General features: G+C 71.3%; 18 protein-coding genes. 4 read left to right on the top strand and 14 right to left on the bottom strand.

Annotation, left to right across the window (positions count from 1 at the left end; genetic code table 11):
• Positions 1-38: 38 nt before the first annotated feature.
• Complete coding sequence (locus VMN58_01865) at positions 39-1,007, bottom strand: SDR family oxidoreductase (protein HUF31938.1); 969 nt, start codon at positions 1,005-1,007, stop codon at positions 39-41.
• 55 nt (positions 1,008-1,062) lie between these two features.
• On the opposite strand from VMN58_01865, the gene VMN58_01860 reads away from it, so the two are divergent.
• Positions 1,063-2,109 carry an aldo/keto reductase gene (locus tag VMN58_01860; protein HUF31937.1) on the top strand — a complete coding sequence of 349 codons (1,047 nt, stop codon included), beginning with the start codon at positions 1,063-1,065 and terminating at the stop codon, positions 2,107-2,109.
• 13 nt (positions 2,110-2,122) lie between these two features.
• Here the strand turns inward: VMN58_01860 and VMN58_01855 are convergent, their stop codons facing one another.
• The 4 genes from VMN58_01855 to VMN58_01840 form a co-directional block, all read right to left on the bottom strand.
• On the bottom strand, positions 2,123-2,503 hold the full coding sequence (locus VMN58_01855) for a hypothetical protein (protein ID HUF31936.1): 381 nt from the start codon (positions 2,501-2,503) through the stop codon (positions 2,123-2,125).
• A 192-nt stretch (positions 2,504-2,695) separates the two neighbouring features.
• Positions 2,696-3,580, bottom strand: a complete 885-nt coding sequence (locus VMN58_01850; GenBank protein HUF31935.1) for a glycosyltransferase — start codon at positions 3,578-3,580, stop codon at positions 2,696-2,698.
• A gap of 16 nt (positions 3,581-3,596) precedes the next feature.
• The gene (locus VMN58_01845) at positions 3,597-5,402 is read right to left on the bottom strand and encodes a M3 family oligoendopeptidase (protein HUF31934.1); all 1,806 of its coding nucleotides are present in this window, start codon (positions 5,400-5,402) and stop codon (positions 3,597-3,599) included.
• A gap of 56 nt (positions 5,403-5,458) precedes the next feature.
• Positions 5,459-5,944 (bottom strand): CHRD domain-containing protein, encoded by a 486-nt coding sequence (locus VMN58_01840; GenBank protein ID HUF31933.1) that lies wholly within the window; start codon positions 5,942-5,944, stop codon positions 5,459-5,461.
• Positions 5,945-6,051: 107 nt separating this feature from the next.
• On the opposite strand from VMN58_01840, the gene sufC (VMN58_01835) reads away from it, so the two are divergent.
• From sufC (VMN58_01835) to VMN58_01825, 3 genes are read left to right on the top strand one after another with little or no spacing between them, the layout of a single operon-like run.
• Positions 6,052-6,822, top strand: a complete 771-nt coding sequence (gene sufC / locus VMN58_01835) for a Fe-S cluster assembly ATPase SufC (GenBank protein HUF31932.1) — start codon at positions 6,052-6,054, stop codon at positions 6,820-6,822.
• Positions 6,819-8,084, top strand: coding sequence for a SufS family cysteine desulfurase (locus tag VMN58_01830; protein ID HUF31931.1), 1,266 nt, complete (start codon positions 6,819-6,821; stop codon positions 8,082-8,084). The genes sufC (VMN58_01835) and VMN58_01830 overlap by 4 nt, the downstream gene beginning before the upstream one ends.
• A 14-nt stretch (positions 8,085-8,098) precedes the next feature.
• Positions 8,099-8,596 carry an SUF system NifU family Fe-S cluster assembly protein gene (locus tag VMN58_01825; GenBank protein HUF31930.1) on the top strand — a complete coding sequence of 166 codons (498 nt, stop codon included), beginning with the start codon at positions 8,099-8,101 and terminating at the stop codon, positions 8,594-8,596.
• A 9-nt stretch (positions 8,597-8,605) separates the two neighbouring features.
• Here VMN58_01825 and sufC (VMN58_01820) read toward each other — a convergent pair whose 3' ends face one another.
• The 9 genes from sufC (VMN58_01820) to VMN58_01780 form a co-directional block, all read right to left on the bottom strand.
• Entirely contained in the window at positions 8,606-9,418 is an 813-nt protein-coding gene (gene sufC / locus VMN58_01820) for a Fe-S cluster assembly ATPase SufC (protein HUF31929.1), read from the bottom strand.
• Complete coding sequence (locus tag VMN58_01815; GenBank protein HUF31928.1) at positions 9,418-9,735, bottom strand: non-heme iron oxygenase ferredoxin subunit; 318 nt, start codon at positions 9,733-9,735, stop codon at positions 9,418-9,420. Before VMN58_01815 ends, sufC (VMN58_01820) begins: the two co-directional genes overlap by 1 nt.
• Entirely contained in the window at positions 9,725-10,966 is a 1,242-nt protein-coding gene (locus tag VMN58_01810; protein ID HUF31927.1) for a SufD family Fe-S cluster assembly protein, read from the bottom strand. Before VMN58_01810 ends, VMN58_01815 begins: the two co-directional genes overlap by 11 nt.
• A gap of 170 nt (positions 10,967-11,136) precedes the next feature.
• A complete protein-coding gene (locus VMN58_01805; protein ID HUF31926.1) occupies positions 11,137-12,360 on the bottom strand; it encodes a cytochrome P450 in 1,224 nt (407 codons plus the stop codon).
• A gap of 63 nt (positions 12,361-12,423) precedes the next feature.
• Positions 12,424-12,762, bottom strand: coding sequence for a hypothetical protein (locus VMN58_01800; protein ID HUF31925.1), 339 nt, complete (start codon positions 12,760-12,762; stop codon positions 12,424-12,426).
• Between the two features lie 105 nt (positions 12,763-12,867).
• Complete coding sequence (gene sufB / locus VMN58_01795) at positions 12,868-14,265, bottom strand: Fe-S cluster assembly protein SufB (GenBank protein ID HUF31924.1); 1,398 nt, start codon at positions 14,263-14,265, stop codon at positions 12,868-12,870.
• 159 nt (positions 14,266-14,424) lie between these two features.
• Complete coding sequence (locus VMN58_01790; protein ID HUF31923.1) at positions 14,425-16,224, bottom strand: ABC transporter ATP-binding protein; 1,800 nt, start codon at positions 16,222-16,224, stop codon at positions 14,425-14,427.
• Positions 16,224-18,089 (bottom strand): ABC transporter ATP-binding protein, encoded by a 1,866-nt coding sequence (locus VMN58_01785; GenBank protein HUF31922.1) that lies wholly within the window; start codon positions 18,087-18,089, stop codon positions 16,224-16,226. The genes VMN58_01790 and VMN58_01785 overlap by 1 nt, the downstream gene beginning before the upstream one ends.
• 163 nt (positions 18,090-18,252) lie before the next feature.
• A complete protein-coding gene (locus VMN58_01780; protein HUF31921.1) occupies positions 18,253-18,771 on the bottom strand; it encodes a gamma carbonic anhydrase family protein in 519 nt (172 codons plus the stop codon).
• Position 18,772: the final 1 nt, after the last annotated feature.

Below are 18,772 nucleotides of genomic sequence, written 5' to 3'. Positions count from 1 at the left end.
CGCTGGCGCGCGTCTCGCTGCTCTCTCCTTTTGCGGAGTCAGTCTCGGCGGCCTTGCATGTTGGCGTTCTTGGCTGCTTTGGCCACGAGGTCGGGGATGATGCCGCCGAGCTCGGCGACGTCCCAGCGGTCGGCCTTGTCGGCGGTGGGTCCGGCGGCCCAGCCCTCGGCGACGCTGATGCGGCCGCCGACGACGTTGAACACCCGGCCCGTGATCTCCGCCGACTCCGTGGAGCCGAGCCAGACGACCAACGGCGAGATGTTCTCGGGGGCCATGGCGTCGAACTCCTCCGGCTTGCGCTCGGCAGCCCGGGCGCCCATCCCGAGGTTCTCGGTCATGCGGGTGAGGGCCGCCGGTGCGATGGCGTTGACGGTGACGCCGTAGCGGCCGAGCTCCATGGCGGTGATCACGCTGAAGCTGGCGATGCCGGCCTTGGCGGCGCCGTAGTTGGCCTGGCCCACGTTGCCGTAGATGCCCGAGGGCGAGGTGGTGTTGATGACGCGGGCGTCGTTGGTCTCGCCGGCCTTGGAGCGCTCCCGCCAGTAGGCGGCCGCCCACTTGGTGGGGGCGAAGGTGCCCCGGAGGTGGACCTTGATCACGGCGTCCCACTCATCGATCGTCATGTTGACGAGCATGCGGTCGCGCAGGATCCCGGCGTTGTTCACGAGCACGTCGAGGCCGCCGAAGGACTCGATGGCGGTGTTGATGAGGCGCTGGGCGCCCTCCCAGTCGGAGACGTCGTCACCGTTGGCCACGGCCTCGCCACCCATGCCGCGGATCTCCTCGACCACCTCGCCGGCGGGGCCCGTGGAGCCGCCGCTGCCGTCGACCTCGGCACCGAGGTCGTTGACGACCACCGTGGCGCCCTGGCGGGCGTACTCCAGGGCGTGGCAGCGGCCGATCCCGCGCCCGGCCCCCGTGATCACGACGATCCGACCCTCACACACTCCGGCCATCCCGGCCCCCTCTTCGCGCTCGTAGGACTTCTCCTGGACTGTGCCGAGCATCCTGCCACGCGCAGCACCGGCGTCGAGACGCCAGTCGCGGGCCTATGGTCGGAGCATGCGCATGCGAACCCTCGGCACCACCGGCATCAAGGTCAGCCCCTACTGCCTCGGAGCGATGATGTTCGGGGTCTGGGGCGAGCGCGACCACGACGAGTCGATCCGCGTCATCCACGCCGCCCTCGACGGCGGCATCAACTTCATCGACACTGCCGACGTCTACTCCGGCGGAGAGTCCGAGGAGATCGTGGGCAAGGCGCTCGAGGGCCGCCGCGACGACGTGGTGCTGGCGACCAAGTTCCACGGCGCCATGGGCGAGGACCCCAACCGCCGCGGGAACTCCCGACGCTGGATCATCGCCGAGGTCGAGCACAGCCTGCGACGGCTGCGGACCGACTGGATCGACCTGTACCAGGTGCACCGCCCCGACCCCGCCACCGACATCGACGAGACCCTCGGGGCGCTCAGCGACCTCGTCCACCAGGGCAAGGTCCGCGCCATCGGCTCCTCCACCTTCCCTGCGGAGGAGATCGTGGAGGCGCAGTGGGTGGCCGAGCGACGGGGCCGCGAGCGCTTCGTGTGCGAGCAGCCGCCGTACTCGATCTTCGCCCGCGGCATCGAGCGGTCGGTCCTGCCCACGTGCGAGCGCTTCGGCATGGGCGTCATCCCCTGGAGCCCCCTCGGCGGCGGCTGGCTCACGGGCAAGTACCGCAAGGGCCACGACATCGACCTCTCGAAGGGCCGGGCCGGGCGGATGCCCCAGCGCTTCGACCCCGCCCTGCCGGGCAACGCCCGCAAGCTCGACCTGGTCGAGGACCTCATCGGGGTGGCGGAGGATGCGGGCTGCTCGCTCACCCACCTGGCCATGGCGTTCGTCGTGGCCCACCCGGCGGTGTCGGCGGCCATCATCGGCCCTCGCACGATGGACCAGCTCGTCGACCTGCTGGCGGGCGCCGCTGTCACCATCGACGACGCCACCCTCGACCGCATCGACGAGATCGTCGCGCCCGGCACCAACGTCCATGTCGACGACGCCGGCTGGCAGCCGCCCGCCCTGGCCCAGTCCTGGCGCCGCCGCCGACCCTCCCCCACCAGGGGCGCCTGACCCGCGGTCAGGCTCAGGCGGTGCCGGCCTCGCGGGCCTTGCGGGCGACGATGAAGGAGCGGACGCTCATCCCCAGGTACAGCGCCAGCACGAAGGCCATGGCCGACTGGACGCCGACCGCCCACGGCCGGTCGAGGTCGTCGCCGCGGAGCAGCTCCGGCAGCGAGAAGAGCCCCATGACGCTGCCGAGGAAGCCGATCAGCGCCACGAGGGCGGCGATGTGCATGGTGAGGGCGCGCCGGTCCTCGCTCTGGCCCACCGCCCCGAGGGCGGCCAGGACCACGCCCACGACCGCGGGGATGAGCGCGGTCGGGCTCTCGGCGCCCGAGCCCACGTAGCCCACGATGCCGAGCACCACGAGCACCGCTCCAAAGATCATCGTCGTCCGTGCCATCCCCTCACGATAGGCATCGCCTCGGCCGAAGGCCGAGTCCGCACACCGGCAGCGAGCGGGTGGCGTCGATGGGGGGACCCGCCCGGAGCTTGCGGAGGGCGGGAGGACCCGTCGGCGACAGGACCCGTGAGCCCATAGGGGACGTCTCGCCGCAGGCTGGACCCGTGAGCCCAGAGGACGTCTCGCCGCCCGCTAGCTGCGGAGCAGGGCGGCCGGTGGGGGTCCCACTCGGCCCAGCGGCGCGTCGCGGAGGGCGAAGAGCCGGCCCCGCAGGTCCCAGTAGAGGGTCTTGCGACCGCCCAGCACGCCCCGCACGGTGAACAGGACGGCGATCAGGTACAGGAACGCGGCGTGGCGCACGCCGAAGTGCTCCCGCAGCAGGAGCAGGGTGTTGCGCAGCATCAGGTACTCGGGCACCCCGGTCTCCGACGACATGGTGGGGTTGCGCACGATGGCCCCCCACACGATCCCGACCTCCCACCCGGCCTCGCGGGCGCGCATCCCGAGGTCGGCCTCCTCGCAGTAGGCGAAGTAGCGCTCGTCGAACAGGCCGACCTCCTCGAGGCAGGCCCGGCGGGCGAGCAGCATGGTCCCGTGGGGGTGGCCGGCGTCCTCCCAGCCCGGCCGGCGATCCGTCGCCACCAGGATCCCCCCGAGGTAGGGGTCGACGACGGGCCGGGCCTTGGGCTCGTGGTGGTCGCCGTACTCGGCGCAGGCGAGGCCGGCGCGCGGACGCGCCTCGGCCGCCTTGACGAGCGTGGCCACGCACCCGGGCTCGGGGGTGGCGTCGTGAGGGCAGACCAGCACCCACTCCCCCGCCGACGGGCCCTCGTCGAGCCAGCGGCGGACGCCGGCGTTGGCGCCGGGACCGAAGCCGGCGTTGGCGCCGAGGTCGATCACCTCGGCGGCCGGGAGCCCGGCCACCACGGCGGCAAGCGCCTCGGGACCCGAGCCGTTGTCGACCACGATGAGGCGGTCGACGCCCTCCTCGAGCAGCAGGCGGCCCGTGCGCACGCAGGCCTCGGGTTGGCGCCGGTGGACGATCACGGCGGTGAGCGTCTCGGCGGTGATCACCATCGCCGACCCGCGCCGCTCACAGCCTGCCCGCCTCGTGGGCGGCGGTCTCGGCCGCGTCGATCTGCTCCTCGATGATGCTGAGCCCACCGTCCCAGAACTCCGGGTCGGCGAGGTCGCACCCGACGATGCGGCCGAGGTCCTCGGGCGCCATCGAGCCGCCGGCCGAGAGGAGGTGGAGGTAGCGGGGCACGAAGTCGCCGCCCTGCTCCGTGTAGCGACGGTAGACCGAGAGGGCGAGGAGCTGGCCGTAGGCGTAGGCGTAGACGTAGCCCGGCACCGCGATGAAGTGGGGCACGTACGACCACCACGTGCGGTAGCCCTCGCTGATCTCGACGGTGTCGCCGAGCATCTCCTCCTGCGACTCGGCCCACAGCTCACCGAAGCGTTCCACCGACAGCTCGCCCTCGGTCCGGCGCGCGGTGTGGGCGGCGTGCTCGAAGCGGTTCATCGCCGTCTGGCGGAACACCGTGGCGATGCCGCCCTCGATGTTCTCCGCCAGCAGGGCGAGGCGGGCGTCGGGCGTCTCGCAGGACTCGAGCAGGCGGCCGAAGGTGACCGTCTCGCCGAACACCGAGGCGGTCTCGGCGAGGGTGAGCGGCGTCGACTGGTGGAACGGACCCTGGTCCCGCGCCATCCAGGCGTGCAGGCCGTGGCCCAGCTCGTGGGCGAGGGTGAGCACATCGTTGCGGGTGGCGGTGTAGTTCAGGAACACGTAGGGGTGCACCGACGGCACGGTGTAGGAGCAGAAGGCCCCGGGCCGCTTGCCGCGGCGGGGCGGCGCGTCGATCCAGCCCTCGTCGAAGAACCGCCGGGCAACGTCGGCCATCTCGGGGGAGAACGAGGCGTAGCTGTCGAGCACGATCGAGCGGGCCTCGTCCCAGCCCACGTGGCCATCGTCGGTGGCGAGGCTGGCCATGCGGTCGTGATCGGCCAGGCGCTCGACGCCGAGGACCCGGGCCTTGAGGGCGTACCACCGCTTCGGGAGGTCGTAGCGGCCCCGGACCGCCGCCACGAGGGCCTCGACGGACTCGTCGGAGGCCTCGTTGGCGATGTTGCGGCTCGAGACCCACGTCGGCAGCCCCCTGAGCCGGTCGTCGACGGCCTTGTCGTGGAGCAGCGTGTTGTAGATGAACGCCCGCGTGCGCAGTCCCGGGGCGAGGGCGGCCGTGACGGCCTCGGCAGCCCGGCGCCGCACCTCCCCGTCGTTCGACAGGAGGCGGGACAGCGCTTCGCCGAGGGTGGCCGACTGCCCGTCGAGGTCGACCTCGATGGCCGACGTGAGCTCCTCGAACAGGCGTGACCACGCCGACGACCCCGTGACCGACTTCTCCGAGAGCACCCGCTCCTCGGGCTCGGTCAGGAGGTACGGGCGGGTGGCCCGCACGCGCTCAAGGTGGTGACGGAAGGCCTCGATGCCCTCGGTGTCGAGCAGCTCGGCGACAGCCTCGTCGGGCAGGGCCGCCCACTCGAGGTCGAAGAACAGCAGCTCCGTCTGGATGGCGTTGACCCGCTCGGTGACCCGCTGCTGCAGGGCCCCCAGGGCAGGCTCCGCGGTGTCGACGGCGTAGCGGAGCGAGGCGTAGGACGCGGCCCGTCCAGCCACCTCGTGGAGCGCCGCCGTCGCCGTCATGTGGGCCACGAGTGAGGGCCCGTCGAGCTCGGCCACCCGTCCCCGGAGGGCGGCGAGCTCCTGGGCCCGCTGGTCGGCGTCGTCGAGCAGGGCGTCGACGGCCTGCTCGGGCGGGCCGTCGACCCCCTCGAGGAGGTCGGTCAGGTCCCAGGCGACATCGGAGGCTTCGGTGACAAGGGTGGGCGAGCTCATGGGCGGGACTCTACGGGGCCCTCGCTGCCGGGGCCCGGTCCTGGCCTCGCCTGCGCTCAGTCGACTCGCAGGTGCCCTCGCAGTGCCCCCTCGGGATGCGCCACGGTGCGCAGGTGGAGGGAGAAGGCGGCCGGCGTGGCCGCCACCTTGGTCAGGAGGGCGCTCGGAGCGGTGACGCACCGGTCGACCGAGCCGCCGGCCGGCGGCTGCAGGTTCAGCACCACGCCACCGACGACGCCCACCTTGCCCTCGAAGAGGTGGGCGGAGGTGACCTCGTCGACACCGTCGACGTCGATGCGGTAGCAGAGCTCCCCCCGGGTGGGTTGCAGGGTGACGACCGCCGCCCCCGAGCCCGTCGGGTGGCCCTGGCCGCCGACCACGGCGGCGCCGGTGAGCTCGACGTCGAACTGCCCGGCCGGGCGGTTGGCCGACAGCGACGCCATCCCCCGGCCGTCGCCGGCAGCGACGTCACCGCCGTCCGCCTGCCCGCACCCGGCCGCCGCGAGGGCGATGGACACGAGGAGGAGGAGTGCCCGGCGCACCGCCGCACCCTACGTGGTCGCGAGCGCAGCCGCGGACCGGGGAAGACCGACCCATTAGCACTACCGCCATAGGGATAATGCGCGAGGTGGCGGTTACACTCAACGCCATGCCCGAGCCCCTCTTCGTGATCGACGACCTCCACGTCAGCGTGGCGGACGAGAGCGGGGACGGCCGGGTCGAGCTGCTCCGAGGCGTCGACCTCACGGTGCAGCCCGGCGAGATCCACGCGCTCATGGGCCCCAACGGCTCGGGGAAGTCCACCCTGGCCAACGCCCTGCTCGGGAACCCCGACTACACCGTCACCAGCGGCCGCCTTCGCTACAAGGGCGAGGACATCACCGAGTGGGACACCGACGTGCGGGCCAAGGCGGGCATCTTCCTCGCCTTCCAGTACCCCCAGGAGATCTCGGGCGTCCCGGTGCGCTCGTTCCTCCAGCAGGCGCTCGCCGCCCGCAAGGGCATCGACGACCTCTCGGCGCTCGAGACCCGTCTGGCGGTCATGGAGTGGATGGGACGCCTCGACATGGACCCGTCGTTCGCCGACCGCTACCTCAACGAGGGCTTCTCCGGCGGGGAGAAGAAGCGCAACGAGATCCTCCAGATGGCGATCCTCGAGCCCGACCTCGCCATCCTCGACGAGACCGACTCCGGACTCGACATCGACGCCCTCCGGGTGGTCGCCCGCGGGGTGCGCGAGGTCAAGGCGGACCGGCCCGGCATGGGCGTCATCCTGATCACCCACTACCAGCGCATCCTCGAGGAGCTCGAGCCCGACGTCGTGCACGTCCTGATCGATGGCCGCATCGTCGAGAGCGGTGGGGCCGAGCTGGCCCACAAGCTCGAGGCCCAGGGCTACGACGCCTGGCGGGGCCAGTGACCACCTCCACCGCGCTCAGCGCCCCGGCCACGCTCGACGTCGCCGCCATCCGGCGCGACTTCCCCATCTACGAGCACCACGCTCGGCTCGGCGCGCCGTTCGTCTTCCTCGACTCCGCTGCCTCGTCCCAGAAGCCCCGCGCCGTGCTCGAGGCCATGGACGACTACTACGGCACCACCCACGCCAACGTGCACCGGGGCGTCTACGCCATCGCCGAGGAGGCCACTGCCCGCTACGAGGGTTCCCGCCGGCGCATCGCCCGCTTCATCGGCGCCGCCAGCGACCGCGAGGTCATCTTCGCCAAGAACGTCACCGAGGCGCTCAACTTGGTGGTGCAGTCCTGGGGGCGAGCCAACCTGCGTCGAGGCGATGCCGTCCTCCTCACCGAGATGGAGCACCACGCCATGTTGGTGCCGTGGCTCATGCTCGCTGAGGAGCTCGGCCTCGAGCTGCGCCACCTCGGCACCACCGACGACGGCCACCTCGACCTGAGTGACCTCGACCGCAAGCTCGACGGCGTGAAGATGCTCGGCGTCACCGCCATGAGCAACGTCCTCGGCACGATCAACCCCATCCGCTCGCTGGCCGACGCGGCCCACGACGCCGGCGCCCTCGTGCTCGTCGACGGCGCCCAGCACGTGCCCCACCTCCGCACCGACGTTGCCGCCCTCGGTGCCGACTTCTTCGCCTTCACCGGCCACAAGGTGCTCGGGCCCACCGGCATCGGGGTGCTGTGGGGGCGCGAGGAGCTCCTCGACGCCATGCCACCCTTCCTCGGTGGTGGCGACATGATCAGCGACGTCCGCCTCGACGGGTTCACGCCCAACGAGCTGCCCTGGAAGTTCGAGGCCGGCACCCCGCCCATCGCCGAGGCCATCGGCCTCGGCGTCGCCCTCGACGAGCTCGAGCGCTACGGCCTCGACGCCGTGCGGGCCCACGAGGTCGACGTCACCGGCTACGCCATCCGCACCCTCACCGAGCGCTTCGGCGAACGGTTCACGGTCCACGGCCCGCTCGACGCCAACGAGCGCGGCGGGGTCCTGTCCTTCGCCTTCGCCGACATCCACCCCCACGACATCTCGCAGGTGCTCGACCAGAGCGGGGTCTGCGTGCGGGCCGGGCACCACTGCGCCAAGCCCCTGATGCGACGCCTCGGCGTGGGTGCCACCGCCCGGGCCTCGTTCTACGTGTACAACAACACCGACGACGTCGACGCCCTCGCCGACGCCCTCGACGCGTGCTCCGACCTGTTCTGCCTGTAGGAGAGCTGAGAACCATGCCCGGCCTCGAAGACCTCTATCGCGAGATCATCCTCGACCACTACCGCAACCCCCGGAACCGGGGCGAGCTGCCCACACCACCCGCGCACCGCAGCGAGGGCTTCAACCCGCTCTGCGGCGACGAGATCGTCGTGTACCTCGAGGTCGACCCCGAGGGCCGGATCAGCGACCTCAAGATCGGCGGCCAGGGCTGCTCCATCAGCCAGTCGTCGGCGTCCATGATGAGCTCGGCGGTGAAGGGACGCACCGTCGAGGAAGCCCGCGCGGTGACCCGGGCGTTCAAGGCCCTGATGTCGATCCACGAGCACAGCCTCGACGGCGACGACGGCGACGGCACGGGCACCGATGCCCCCACGCCCGACCCCGAGGTCACCCTCGGCGACCTCGAGGCGCTCCAAGGCGTGGTCAAGTTCCCCGTGCGCATCAAGTGCGCCACCCTCTCCTGGAACACCCTCTCCCAGGCGCTCGACGAGGTCGCCGCCGCCAGCAGCTGACGGCCCCGGTCAGGCCAGAGGGTCGGCGAAGGGATCCTCGTCGGGGCGGGGCGCCGCCGGGGCGAAGGGGGTGGTCTCGGTGGCGACCCCCTCCTCCTCGACGAACCCGGCGTAGCCGCTCTCCTCGAGCTCGTCGGCCAGCTCCGGGCCGCCGCTGGCGACGATGCGACCCTGCGACAGCACGTGGACCCGGTCGGCCCGCAGCTCGGTGAGCAGGCGGCGGTAGTGGGTGATGGCGAGGACGCCGAGCCCCCGCTCCTTGGTGTGGACCTCCACGACCTGGCTCACCATGCGCAGGGCGTCGACGTCGAGGCCGGAGTCGATCTCGTCGAGGATGGCGATCTTGGGCTCGAGCACCCCGAGCTGCAGGGTCTCGTTGCGCTTCTTCTCGCCACCAGAGAGGTCGACGTTGACCGGGCGCGACAGGAAGCGCTCGTCGAAGCCGATGCGCTCGGCCTCGGTCCGCATCCGCGCCGCGACGTCGGACCCGCCCCGCCCCATGGCGGAGAGCGCCTCGGTGAGCATGGCCTCGACCGAAACCCCGGGGACCTCGGTGGGGTACTGCATGGCGAGGTACAGCCCGGCCGCAGCTCGCTCCCAGGGGGCGAGGGCGAGCAGGTCGACGCCGTCGAGGCTCACCGACCCGCCGAGCACCTCGTAGCCCGGGCGGCCCATCACCACGTGGGAGAGGGTGGACTTACCGGAGCCGTTGGGGCCCATCACCGCGTGCACCTCACCGCTGCGCACGGTGAGGTCGACCCCGCGCAGGATCTCCATGCCGCCGACGCTGGCACGCAGGCCCTCGATCACCAGCTCGGACATCAGCTGACCACCACCTTCACGTCGTCACCATCGACGACCACGTCGTAGACCGGCACGGGCTTCGTGGCCGGCAGGGTGTCGGGCTCCCCAGTCCGCAGGTCGAACGAGCTGCCGTGCTTCGAGCACTCGATGTGACAGGTGTCGGGATCGATCTCGCCCTCGCTCAGCGAGACGTCGGCGTGGCTGCAGCGGTCGCCGATGGCGTAGACGTCGTCGCCGAGGCGGACCACGGCGACGGCCCGGTCGCCTATCTCGAAGCGGGTGGCGACGCCGTCCTTCAGGTCGGTCAGGCGGCACACGATCTCCTCACGCGCCATGGGTCACCAACTCCCTGCGGCTGAGCTTGGCGGCGATCTCCTGGCGCAGCAGGTCGACCGCACCGGGCAGGGGGATGCCGACGAGGACCTCCTCGAAGAACCCGAGCACGATGAGGCGCTCGGCCGGCTCGGGGGGCACGCCGCGGCTCTCGAGGTAGAAGCGCTGCTCCTCGTCGACCGGGCCGACGGCCGAGGCGTGGGAGCACTGGACGTCGTTGTTCTCGATCTCGAGGTTGGGCACCGACTCCGCCCACGACCCCTCGGAGAGCTTCACGTTGCGGTTCGTCTGGAAGGCCCTGACCCCCGCCGCCTGCTTCCCGATGTGGATCAACCCGGTGTAGACCGACCGGGAGGTGCCCTGCACCGCCCCCTTGAAGAGGAGGTTGCTGGTGGTGGCGGGCGCCACGTGGTCCTGCATGGTGCGGAAGTCGTGCATCTGGCTGCCTTCGCCGAAGTACACCGCCATCAGCTCGCCGGTGCAGCCCTTGCCGTCCATGGTCGAGTCGATGGCGAGGCGGGCGTAGTCGCCGCCGAGGGAGACAACGGTGGATCGCAGCGTGGCGTCGCGTCCGGCCCTGCTGGACTGCCGGCCGAGCTGCCACACCCGGGGTCCGAGGCGCTGGGCGTTGGTGTAGCGGAGGCGGGCCGCCGGGCCGGCGTCGAGCTCGACGACGGGCACGGTGAGGGCGGCCACGTCAGTCGACCCCTGGTGGTCGTAGACCGAGACCTCGGTGTCGGCACCGGCCTGGACCACGACGCGGGGGAAGGTGGCCACGCCGTCGGCGTCGAGCCACTGGGCGATGACGATGGGCGCACGCACGACCATCCCGTCCGGCACCCGGACGAGGACTGGGTCGGCGCAGAACGCGTCGTTGAGCAGGTCGAGCATGCCGCTGGCGTCGCCGGTGGTCTGGCCGAGGGCGGTGCCGTCGGCGTCGAGCTCGATGAGACGACCCACCACCAGGCCCTTGGCGGCCAAGGCGTCGTCGACCTCGACGTGGGTCACGTGGCCGTTGCGGACGACCACCAGCGCGGCGCGCTCGCCGACGGCGTCGAGCACCGGCAGCAGGTCGTCGGGCACCCCCGCCGGCTGCTGGTCGAGCCCGACGGCCGGGAGCCAGGCGTCGAGGTCGAGCTCGCCGATCCGGCTGTAGCGCCACTCCTCCTGCTCGGTGGTGGGCAGCTCGGCGGCGCCCGCCCGCTCGACGGCGGCGGCCCGTCGGGCCTGCAACCAGTCGGGTCCACCCAGCCGGGCGGCGGCAGCGGCGGTGAAGGTGCGCAGCGTTCTGGCCTCTCTCGCGACGGTGGGGGCCAGACCGGCCCCCGTCGTTGCAGGCTACTGCCGGTTGCCCCGCGCTCCCACATGGGCCGGACCACCCGGTGCGCGCCTCGTCCGCACCGTCACCAGCTGAGCGCCAAGCGCGCCGGGCCCCGGATCGTGGTGGTCGCCTTCCACTCGACCTCGTCCTCGGCGAGTGCCAGGTGGGGGAAGCGGCGGACCAGCGCCCCGATCGCCTCCTGTCCCTCGATCCGGGCGAGGGGCGCGCCCAGGCACAGGTGGATCCCGCCTCCGAAGGACAGGTGGCGGTTGTCGGTCCGGGTGATGTCGAGGCGATCGGGCTGGTCGAACACGTCGGGGTCGCGGTTGGCGCCGGCGAGCAGCACCACCAGCTCGGTACCCTTCTCGACCGTCGACCCGGCCAGCTCGAGCTCCTCGGTGGCGGTGCGGGCCGTCAGCTGCACGGGGGGTCCGAACCGGAGCAGCTCCTCGACGCACGAGCCGATGAGCGACGGGTCGTCCTGCAGGCGGGCGAGCTCGCCGGGGTGACGCAGCAGGTTGAGGATCCCGCCGGAGATGAGGTTCACGGTGGTCTCGTGCCCGGCGGCGAAGAGGAGGATCGTGGTGTCGAGCAGCTCGTCGTGGGTGAGGCGCTCACCCTCGTCCTCCGCGGCGATCAGGGCGCTGAGCAGGTCGTCGCCCGGCGCCCGCCGGCGTTGCACGACGAGGTCGTCGAAGTAGGCGCGCATGGCGCGCATGCCCTCGGCCGCCGGGAAGATGGCGGCGATGTCGTCGGAGGGGTCGAGCGCCGTCACCAACGCGGAGGTCCACCCCCGCAGCAGCTGGTGGTCAGCCGCCGGCACCCCCAGCATCTCGCTGATGACCGTCACCGGCAACGGGAACGCCAGCGCCTCCACCAGGTCGGCCCCGCCCTCGGGGGCCACGTCGTCGAGCAGACGATCGACGGTGGCGGCGATGCGGGGGCGCATGGCCTCCACCGCCCGGGGGGTGAAGGCGGTGCTGACCAGGCGTCGGAGCCTGGTGTGGTCGGGCGGGTCGGCGAAGAGCATCAGGCGGGCGGACAGCTCCACGAGGTCGCTCAGGCCGACCTGCCCGGCGAGCTCGACCGCCTGGTCGTAGCCGGCTTGATGGCGGTTGTTGCTGCTGAGGCGGGCGTCGCGCAGGACGGCGAAGGCGTCGGCGTGGCGGGTGACGACGATCCCGCCGTAGGTCGTGGGCACGAGCCGGCCCTGTTCGGCCAGGCGGGCGTAGGCCGGGTACGGGTCCTCCCGGACCGCGGGCTCCCGCAGCAGCTCGGCCATGGGCACGGTCTGGGTGTCCGACATGCACCGATGGTCCATCGCCGCCGGGCTCAGCGCAACGTGAACGACGTCACACGGCGGCTGGCCTCAGGAGCGGCGGCGGGGGATGAACCGACGCCAGCCGGTGGCCCGGCGACGCTCGGCGTCAAGCTGCTCGAGCACGTCGGGGGCGGCGGCGTTGACGACGCTCTTGGCCTCGCGCAGCAGGGCGGCGATGTCCTCGCCCTCGGGCTCGTCGGGGGTGGGCGGCGAGACCATGGTGCCGTAGCTCCACGCCACGTCGGAGAGGCGCCGGGAGAACTCGGGGCACTCGTCGGGGCAGCGCCACGGGGCCTCGGGCGCCAGGTTGAGGTCGCACTTGCGCACCGTGTCGCCGTTGGCGTACGTCCTGCTCTCGTAGTGCTTGCACTCCGTCCGCATCGGCATGGGGACCAGTGTGCCAACACGGGAGTCGTCCGCGGGGGCGGCCCGGGCGCGGCACGACCGCTCTGAGGGGCGGTCGCGGACCGTGCGCCGGGTCGGAGGCGGCGCTCAGCCGACCGAGCCCTCCATCTGCAGCTCGATCAGGCGGCTCCACTCGACGGCGTACTCCATGGGCAGCGTCCGGGTGACCGGCTCGATGAAGCCGTTGACGATCATGCCCATGGCCTGCTCCTGGGAGAGGCCACGGCTCATCAGGTAGAAGAGCTGCTCGTCGCCCACCTTGGACACGGTGGCCTCGTGGCCGACCACGGCATCCCGGGCGTGGACCTCCATGTAGGGGTACGTGTCGGAGATGCTGTCCTCGTCGAGGATGAGCGCGTCGCACTGCACGTAGCTCTTGCAGCCGTAGGCGTCGTCGTCGACGTGGACCAGGCCGCGGTAGCTGGTGCGGCCGCCGTCCTTGGAGATCGACTTGGAGATGATCCGGCTGGTGGTCTCCGGGGCGGCGTGGGTCATCTTGGCCCCGGCGTCCTGGTGCTGGCCCTCGCCGGCGTAGGCGACCGACAGGACCTCACCCGAGGCCTTCGGGCCCACCATCACCACGGCGGGGTACTTCATGGTGAGGCGGCTGCCGATGTTGCCGTCGATCCACTCCATGTGCCCCTCGGCCTCGACCCGGGCCCGCTTGGTGACCAGGTTGAAGACGTTGTTCGACCAGTTCTGGATGGTGGTGTAGGTGACCCGAGCCGACGGCTTGACGACGATCTCGACCACAGCGGAGTGCAGCGAGTCGGTCGTGTACACCGGCGCCGAGCAGCCCTCGATGTAGTGCACCGAGGAGCCCTCGTCGGCGATGATCAGCGTCCGCTCGAACTGGCCCATGTTCTCGGCGTTGATGCGGAAGTAGGCCTGCAGCGGCATCTCGACGTGGACGCCCGGCGGCACGTAGATGAACGACCCACCCGACCACACCGCGCTGTTGAGGGCCGAGAACTTGTTGTCGTTGGCCGGGATGATCTTGCCGAAGTAGGCACGGACGACCTCCGGGTGCTCCCGCAGCGCGGTGTCCATGTCGGTGAAGATGACGCCCTGGGCCTCGAGGTCGTCGCGGTTCTTGTGGTACACGACCTCGGACTCGTACTGGGCGGTGACGCCGGCGAGGTACTTGCGCTCGGCCTCGGGGATGCCCAGCTTCTCGTAGGTGTTCTTGACCGACTCGGGCAGGTCGTCCCAGGCGTCGACCTGCTTGTTGGTGGGCTTGATGTAGTAGTAGATGTCGTCGAGGTAGATCTCCGACATGTCGCCGCCCCAGGCGGGCATGGGCCGGCGCTCGAAGTGAGCCAGGGCCTTCATGCGCATCTTGCGCATCCAGTCGGGCTCGCCCTTCATCCACGACATCTCGTTGATGATGTCGGCGCTGAGGCCCTTCTTGGGCTTGAAGACGTACTCCTCGGCGTCGCTCCAGCCGAGCTTGTACTTGCCGAGATCGAGATCCGTGACTGCCATGGTGGTCCTCTGCGTCGCGTGCGGACGTTCCGTCGGGATTTCCCCTACGGCCATGGTAACAATTCCGCCCGCCGATCCCATCCTCCGGGGGCATCCTGCGTCTGGGCGGTGGTCGCTCCAACGGCCAGGATCACCGCCCAGACCCGACGTTGGGGCAGGTCAGCCGCCCTGGCCCTGGGGGGTGAGGCCACCCGACCAGGTGGCGAAGAGGGCGGCGTAGCGGCCGTTGCGGGCCACGAGCTCGTCGTGGGTGCCCAGCTCGACAAGGGTGCCCTCGGCCACCACGCCCACCCGGTCGGCCCGCTCGGCGGTGGTGAGGCGGTGGGCGATGACCACCACGCTGCGACCGACCATCAGGCGCTCGAGGGCCTCCTCCACCAGCTTCTCGGTGCCGGGGTCGAGGCTCGAGGTGGCCTCGTCGAGCACCAGCAGGGCGGGGTCGACCACGGCGGCGCGGGCCAGCGAGACCAGCTGCTTCTCGCCGGCGGAGAGCCGTGAGCCGCGCTCGCGCACCTCGGTGAGCAGGCCGTCGGGGAGGGCTTCGAAGCGACCACGGATGCCGATGGCGTCGAGAGCGGCGTGCACCTCGTCGTCGGTGGCCTCGATGCGGGCGATGCGGATGTTCTCGAGGATGGTCCCGTTGAAGAGGAACCCCTCCTGGGGGACCACCACGATGCGCCGGCGGAGGGAGCGCTGGGTGGCGTGGCGGAGGTCGACGCCCCCGAAGGTGATGGTGCCGGAGGTGGGGTCGTAGAGGCGGGCGATCAGCTTGGCCAGGGTGGACTTCCCGGCCCCGGTGGGACCCACGAGGGCGAGGCGCTCGCCGTGGGTGATGGTGAGGTCGACGCCCTCGAGCACGGGAGACTCACTGGTGGCGTAGCCGAAGGTGATGTCGCGGACCTCGATGTCGCCGCGCTCGGGCAGGTCGACCGCGCCCCGGTGCTCGGGGACGTCGACGGGGGTGTCGAGGACCTCGAAGAGCTTCTTGAGGCCGGCGCCGGCTGACTGGATCTGGTTGAACAGCTGGCTGAGCTGCTGCACCGGCTCGAACAGGTTCGAGAGGGTGAGCACGAAGAACACGACCGTGCCGATGCTCTCCATGTCGCGCACGACCATCCAGCCACCGATGCCCGTGACCAGCGCCGTCGTGCCGAACCCGGCCATCTCGATCACCGGCAGATACCAGGCCGAGATCTTCACCGAGTCCATGTGGGAGTCGTAGAGCGACTGGTTGTGCTCGGCGAAGCGGTCGGTCTGGACGCCCTCCCGACGGAAGGCCTGGATGACGCGGACCCCGGAGATGCCCTCCTGCAGGCTCGAGAGGGTGCCGCCGATGCGGTCGCGCACCGTCAGGTAGGCGCGGTTGGAGTCGCGCTGGAACTTGACGCTGGCGAGGAGCACGAAGGGCAGGGCCACCACGCAGAGCAGCAGGAGCTGCCAGGAGACGATGGCGAGGATGACGAACGAGATCAGCAGCAGGAGCCCGTTCGAGACGAACATGAGCAGGCCCATCTGGACCAGCTCCTGCAGGGCATCGACGTCGCTCGTCATGCGGGACACGATCACGCCCGACTTCTCGCGGTCGTAGAACGGCATCGACAGGCGCTGGAGGTGGTCGAAGACCCGGACGCGCAGGTCGCGCAGGAAGGTCTCGCCCACCCGGCTGATGAGCAGCACCTGGGCCCGGTAGACCACGTAGGAGACGATCGCCACCACCACGTAGAGGCCGACGGCGAGGTTGAGCGCCCCCACGTCGCGGGGCGTGATCCCGTGGTCGATGCCGTAGCGGACCAGGTAGGGGCCGGCCAGGACGGTGAGCGTCCAGACGACGACCACGACGATGGCCAACACCAGCGTGCGCAGGTACGGGCCGAGCATCGCCGCGGCCCGGCGCATGACCCACTTGGCCTGCTCGCGGTCGAGCTGGTCCTCCTCGGCGACCCCTGCCTCACCCCACATCAGCGACGCACCCCCTCGGTGGCTCGCCCGTTGCCCGTGGGCTCGACGGCGGTGAGCCCGTCGCCGTCGGCGGGGACCCCGGAGGGCACGACCTCGCCGGCGGTCACCGCGGCGAGGACCTCGCGGTAGCGGGCGTCGTTGGCGAGGAGCTCGACGTGGGTGCCCTGGGCGATGATGCGGCCGCGGTCGAGGAGGGCCACCTGGTCGGCGAGGGCGATGGTGGCCGGCCGGTGGGCGATCACGATGGTGGTGCGGTCGGTCATGACCTCCTCGAGGGCATCGCGGATCTCGTGCTCCTTGGTGGGGTCGACCGAGGAGGTGGCGTCGTCGAGGATCAGCACCCGGGGGTCGGCGAGGATGGCCCGGGCGATGGCGATGCGCTGGCGCTGCCCGCCGGAGAGGGAGAAGCCCCGCTCGCCGATCTCGGTCCGGTAGCCGTCGGGAAGCTCGAGGATGAAGTCGTGGGCGCCGGCGAGGCGGGCGGCCCGCTCCACCGCGACGTGGTCGGCGTCGGGGTCGGCGAAGGCGATGTTCGCGGAGATGGTGTCGCTGAAGAGGAACGTGTCCTCGAAGACGATGCCCACGGTGCGACGCACGCTCCGCAACCGGGCGTCGCGGACATCGGTGCCGTCGATGAGCACCCGCCCACCCTGGACGTCGTAGAAGCGGGGGATCAGCCGGGCGATGGTGGTCTTGCCCGACCCGGTGGCGCCCACCAGGGCGACCGACTGGCCGGCGGGGATGACCAGCTCGAGGTGCTCGAGCACCGGCCCGTCGCCGTTGGCGTAGCCGAAGGTGACGTCCTCGAAGCGAACCTCGCCGCGGGGCGCGACCAGCTCGGGGGCGTCGGGGTCGTCGACGATGATCGGCTCGGCGGAGAGGACCTCGGCCACGCGCTCGGCCGACGCCACGGCCCGCTGGGCCTGGGCCACGATCATCCCCAGCATGCGCAGCGGCCAGATGAGCATGATCACGAAGAAGTTGAACAGGACCAGCTCGCCGAGGCTCAGGCCGCCGTTGATCACCAGGTGGCCGCCGTAGGCCAGGGTGGCGATGAGGCCGATGTTGGGCAGCAGCTCCATGGCCGGCAGGTAGGTGGCCCGGACGCGGGCGGCGTCCATCGACACCTCGTAGACGTCGTCGGCCTCCTTGCGGAGCCGACCGGCCTGGACCTTCTCGGCACCGAAGCCCTTGATGACCCGCACGCCGGCGACGGTCTCCTCCACCACGCTGGCCAGCTCGGCCGACTCCCGCTGGATGCCCATGACCGCCGGGTGGAGGTTGGTGGAGAACCGCCGGCCCAGGAAGTTCACGAACGGGAGCGAGCCCAGGGCCAGCAGCGCCAGCAGCGGGTTGATGAACAGCAGGATGATCGTGACGAGCAGCACCGTCACCGCGTTGGAGATGGTGATGGGGATCATCACGATGAAGTTCTGGACCTGCTGCAGGTCGGTGTTGCCCCTGCTCATCAGCTCGCCGGTCTGGGTCTCGTCGTGGTAGGCGAAGTGCATCCGCTGCACGTGGGCGAACAGCCGGTCGCGCAGCGTCGCCTCGAGGCGACGGGCCTCGCGGAACGCGAAGTAGCGGCGCAGGCCGGTGAAGATCGCGGCGACCAGGCCGGCGAAGCCGATGGCGAGCGACAGGGGCAGCAGCACGCTGAGGTCACGCGCCTCGATGCCCTGGTCGATGGCGATGCTCACCAGCACGGGGACGGTGACCTTGCCCAGGGTCCAGCACAGGCCCACGAGCACCCCGACGGCCACACCCTTGCGCTGGCGCTTCACCTGGTCGACCAGGAGCCGCCACCCCGCACGGTTGCCGCTCAGCGAGAGCTCGTCCCCGCCCGTTCCGTCGTCGTCGTTCACCAGCTCTCCCCTGGGCCCTCGCTGATCCCTGACCCGGCGGTCAATGTACAGCCGCCGTCGTCCGGGTCCCCCATCGGTTTGCCAGCAGGCCGCCCCACCCGTTCTGGCACCAGAAGCGCGCCGGGGGGCAGCGCGATCCTGGTGCCAGAACGCCTTCTTGGTGTCAGTCCAGGCGGCGGAGCTCGTCGCGGTAGTGCTGGCCGTTGGCCACGTAGATCGCCACCGCACCGGCGAAGGCACCAGGCGGGATGACGCCCTCGCGGAGCTTCGCCGGAATGCCGAGGGCCATCGCACCCGAGGGGACCTCCATGTCGTTGGGCACCACGGCGTTGGCGCCGACGAGGGCGCCGCTGCGCACCACGGCCCGGTGCAGCACCACCGACCCGGAGCCCACCAGGGACCCGTCCTCGACGGTGCAGCCCTCGAGGTGGGCCAGGTGGCCGACGACGCAGTCGGCGCCGATGACCGTCGCCAGCTCGGCCGTGGCGTGGACCACGGTGCCGTCCTGCACGCTGGTGCGCTCGCCGACCTCGATGCGGCCGTAGTCGCCACGCAGCACGGCCTGCGGCCAGACCGTGGCGCCGGCGCCGAGGTGGACGTCGCCCACCACGGTGGCGTCGGGGTGGACGTAGGCATCGGGATGGACGACCGGGACCCGGTCGCCGAGAGCGTAGATGGCCATC

The sequence above is a fragment of the Acidimicrobiales bacterium genome (genome assembly GCA_035512495.1).
In the GTDB taxonomy this organism is placed as follows: Bacteria; Actinomycetota; Acidimicrobiia; order Acidimicrobiales; family CADCSY01; genus DATKDW01.
Note: the sequence above shows the minus strand (reverse complement) of the source record. Positions and strands in the feature narration are given on the sequence as shown.